The organism is Microcystis sp. M179S2, from assembly GCF_020245805.1.
GTDB classification, from domain to species: domain Bacteria; phylum Cyanobacteriota; class Cyanobacteriia; order Cyanobacteriales; family Microcystaceae; genus Microcystis; species Microcystis aeruginosa.
Window position 1 is genome coordinate 1 of record NZ_JADBUE010000219.1, and the last position, 4,515, is coordinate 4,515.

The following is a 4,515-nucleotide window of genomic DNA, read 5'->3' on the forward strand; positions in this document are numbered from 1 at the left end:
GAGTTGAGGAGTTCCCGATAGCGTTGAACTTTATCGGTTTCTACTTGAGGGTTAGGATAGACAATCACACCCCGCCAATCATTGGTTAAGTCAGTTTTACTGAGATATAAGAATATTTCAGTGAAAAAGCGCTGATAAAAAGCCTCATCTTCTTGAAATTGTACCTCACAGAAGTAGATAGGAGTCTGGGGGTGATTATTTTGAGGCAGAAAGACTCCATCGAGACGAAAGGAAAGTTGTTTGACTTCCACTGAGTCAAAGCGGTAGTTATTGGCTTCGCTGATAGGGAGTTGAATTAATTCAAAGAAGATAGAGGGGAATGATTGAAAGAGTTGATAAAAAATCGTGTCAGTTTTCATGCTTTTATTTCTTCATCCGCGCTTGTTCTTAAACCGCATCAACGGACTCATTAAACGATCGCAAAATCGAGACGATCCGATCAGCTTCCCCATCATTAAACATCCCATCTAGACCTTCGGGATGGTTATCAGTAAAAGGAGGCTCGTAGAGCGCCCCCGGATTCATAATTCCGTTTTTAGTGAGGATATCGATGATATTTTCGATAAAACGGATTTGATTGGCCGAGAAGTTTGTCCCCTGCAAATAACGGGCAAAAGCTTGTTTAGCCGCTTGGCGTGCCGCTACGCGGATCCCTGCGGGATCGAGTCCGACGATTTCCAGGATCAGGAGCTTGAGGCTTTTCGTCCGGCCAAAGACCTCCTCAAAACGCTGACGGCTCTCAATTTCTGCGGCCGAAAATAGCATCTCCTCTAGGGCAGATAAATCCCTGTCCGTTAGGGGGATATTGCGCCGCAACTTAGCGATCGCAAGGTGATCCTGATGCTGACGGATATAGGACTCGACTTTCCGGCGATACTGTTCGCGACTAAAACCGGTCTGATGGGTGGGAATATCGACAATCTGCACCTCCCCCATCTCATCGACAAAATCGGTGATCACGATCTGCTGCTTTTGGCGATCAATAAACTTGACCAGATCCCGGACACGCACCCGAATCCCCTCCACCATTGACGGCGTTGCTCTGGTCCACCAGCTTTCGTCCTGCACCTCGCGAATAAAGGCTAATTGCCCCTTAATCATCGGTATATCGGGCTTAGTCTCCAGTTGAAAGAGAATATCCCGCACTTTGTCCCGCAATCGCTCATAACTACGGTCGGCCTTGAGAATGGCTAATTGCAGTTTCACACAGAGAAGGTCGAATTCCTTGGCCAGGGGATCCTCATTGGGCAAACCATTGGGTAAACCGGCCAAGGAGTCGGCAATGGTGGCCGCGTCCTCCTGACTGAGGTTGTTCCAACGCTGGCGCTGACTAAAGGTCTCCACCTGCGGCAAGCGACGACGCACGAGGAAATTATCCCGGGGCATGGTGGCGATGTGTTGATGGAGTGCATCGAGCAAACTCGTGTATAGGTCGCCGGATCGATCGACTTTGTAAGTAGAGGACTGCTCTCTTGCCCTAGGTGTCGCGCTTGGCTTGGAGGGAGCGAGACGGGTTGCCAACTCGAGGCGATGTTTCACTAGGCGACTGGTGAGGCTTTCAGGTATTTTCTGGCTTGTTTCATCGATATCCTGCTCGAAATACTCGAAATTACCGCAGAGGTCGAAGACCAGAAACTCGGTTTTATGGTTGCCAGGCCCGAACAAATCCTGACAGAGACGGGTCCCGCGCCCGATCATCTGATTGAACTTCACCCGGGAGAATACGGGCTTAAAAAAGACCAAATTGACCACTTCCGGCACATCTACGCCGGTATCGAGCATATCCACCGAGACGGCTAAAATCGGTTCTTTGTTGACCTCGCTGAAGTCATCGAGCAGACTCTGGGCGTAATTGTCGTGACTGTCAATAATTTTGGCGAAATGGCCTTTGTAGTGAGGATAGTTACTGTTAAAGCGATCGCAGATACATTGGGCGTGCCGGTGATTACGGGCAAAAATAATCGTTTTACCCAATCGATCGCCACTGTTGACCTTTAGCCCCCGTTGCATCAATAATTCTAATGCTTGATCCACGGTGTCGATATTGAACAACCAGTCATTAAAGGCAGCTGCGTTAATTGCCTGCGGTAGTTCGCCGCTTTCCTCGTCCCGGAACTTCTCCTCGTAGTCTAGCTGCTCCTCCGGGGTTAGATCGCTGTATTTAACCCCAGTACGCAGAAACTTAAACGGTACAGTAACGCCCTTGGGGGGGACAAGGTAGCCATCCCTAACGGCATCATTTAACTCGTAGGCGAAGGTAGGCACGCCCTGGGGTAGCTGGAAAATGCGGTAGGTGTCCCGGTCTATTTCCGAGCGCGGCGTGGCAGTTAGCCCCACCAGCAGGGCATCGAAATAATCGAATATTTCGCCGTATTTCTGATAAATGGAGCGATGGGCCTCATCGATGATCACTAGGTCAAAATAACCCACCCCAAAGATTCGCCCCTCTGCATCCATGTGATCGATGGCGTTGAGCATGGTTTGATAGGTGGAGAAGAGGACGTTAGCCCCCGTCACGTCCTTGCTGCGGGTCAGATGCAGGACGGTAACGCTGGGTAGATGACGCTGAAAGGCTCGATAGGCTTGCTTTAATAGGGCATTGCGATCGGCCAGAAACAGGACTCGGTTTACCCAATTGGCACTCTTGAGCAGTTCCACCAATGCGATCGCCGTTCGGGTTTTGCCGGTTCCGGTGGCCATAACCAAGAGGGAATTACGGGCGCACTTTTCTTCAAAGGTTTCGGTAATGCGGCGGATGGCCTCTTTCTGGTAGGGACGGCCGACAATATCCTCGTTAATGGCGGTGTCCCTGAGGCGTTTACGGTGGGAACGGCGGAAAATTAGCCGTTCTAGCTCGGTTTTTCGCAGGAAACCGAGGACGGGACGGGGGGGATAGGCGAGATCATCCCAGAGATAGGTTTCGTAGCCGTTGCTGTAGAAAATAACGGGGCGCTGGTTGTAGTCTTTTTCTAAGCAGTCGGCGTAGAGTTTGGCCTGCTGTTGGCCGCTGTCGGCGCTTTTGCTGCTGCGTTTTGCCTCCACAACGGCGAGGGGTTTGCCGTCGTCGCCCCATAGTACATAATCGGCGAAACCGCGTCCGGTATCTCCGGGCTTTTGGATGGGCATCCCCTGCAGCTCGAACTCGGTGACGTTGGCTGCTTTGGTATCCCAGCCGGCCTCTTGGAGTAGTACATCGATCAGGTAGCGGCGGGTGTCGGCTTCGTTGTAGTCGTGCCGGTCAGCGATCGCTCGATTTTGGGCGAGGAGGGCATCCCGTTCGGCCCTAGCGGCTGCCAGTTCGGCCTCGGTTTGGCGCTGTTTTGCTTCGGCCAATTGGCGCAGGGCATCGCTTTGGGACAGGCGTTTTTCCAGGTCTTGCAGTTGTTTGGGAGCGGGGGGTGCGGCCGGGGGTATCTTCTGGCGATCGAAGCTAATATCGCCCAATTTTCGCCCATTCTGCCCATAGTAGCGCACCAGCCAGTAGGTGAGATGAAATAGTTCCTCGATCAGGTGCAGGGAGTCCCGTTCACTGATGGTGCTGGTATCGTGGGCGGCGTTGTTGCCGATTCTGTGGATGGTGCGAATTTTGCCGAAAAGTCCAGGTTTAAGGTTATCTTTAAAGGTTTGCTCGTGGATGAGAGCGCCTAGGCTATTGTCCCGGGGCAGTTGCAGGTAGGGGTCGTTTTCATAGAGCCAGCAGACCATTTGCTCTAGAACAAAACGGGTATAGAAGCAACTGGCCCGGGGGTTACTGAAGACTAATCCCTCCGCTTGGCTGGCATGATCGTAGATTGTCGGGAATTGATCTCGCAGGAAGGAGAAGTTTGAGTCCATATTGCGCTCCCCAGTCTATAACTTTATTATTCCCAAAGTTTTGGCTATCTCTATATTTTACCTGATTATTGTTTAACAGTTATATAAAAAAACAGCAAGTTCGGTTATTTTATTTAGGGTTTTCCCGCGTGACAGTGTGAGATGATAGGAATCTTGGTTAATTGTCCAACGGTCTTTTTTAATGGTATTTCCCACAAGATTATGGCAGTAATCCGCCGGCTACCATGGCTACAGTTCCCCTCTAAATGCTCTTTGTAAAAGGGAATTAAAGAGATTTTCGGATTGTTCAAGCGCCTGAAGATGACACCGAACAGATTCTTCGATATTTTTCGTAACTTTTGTAATTAGATTTTGTGTCTTGATAGGAGGAACAACGACCTCAATTTTGGATAATCCTGGCTGTGAAATATTAGTGATTGTAGATGTGTTAGAACCTAAAATCAGTCTATTTCTCATCGGTGGAGTTCTAAGCATTAAAGATAAAAACTCTGGATTAATCAGGTCTGTCCTCGGCCTGACTCGGATCATAAATGAACTGAAAAGCTGACAGGGGGACAAGCCAGCTGAAAAGCTTATGTAGCATGGAATACAGACACAGACTCCCAAAAAAGATAAGTCATATTTACCATATATGACCTAAATAACGAAAATGATAAGTGAACTATACCAGAAAGTGTTAGA

3 protein-coding genes are annotated in these 4,515 nt (G+C 49.6%); all 3 read right to left on the reverse strand.

The genetic code is table 11. From position 1 onward, the window contains the following. Nucleotides 1–359 (reverse strand): Rpn family recombination-promoting nuclease/putative transposase (locus tag IM500_RS13630; RefSeq protein ID WP_287738677.1); only part of this gene is annotated, 359 nt, incomplete at its 3' end. Nucleotides 360–387: 28 nt separating this feature from the next. Continuing rightward, nucleotides 388–3,834, reverse strand: coding sequence for a DEAD/DEAH box helicase family protein (locus tag IM500_RS13635; protein WP_190723793.1), 3,447 nt, complete (start codon nt 3,832–3,834; stop codon nt 388–390). 228 nt (nt 3,835–4,062) lie between these two features. After that, nucleotides 4,063–4,362, reverse strand: a complete 300-nt coding sequence (locus tag IM500_RS13640) for a restriction endonuclease subunit S domain-containing protein (RefSeq protein WP_287738680.1) — start codon at nt 4,360–4,362, stop codon at nt 4,063–4,065. Nucleotides 4,363–4,515: the final 153 nt, after the last annotated feature.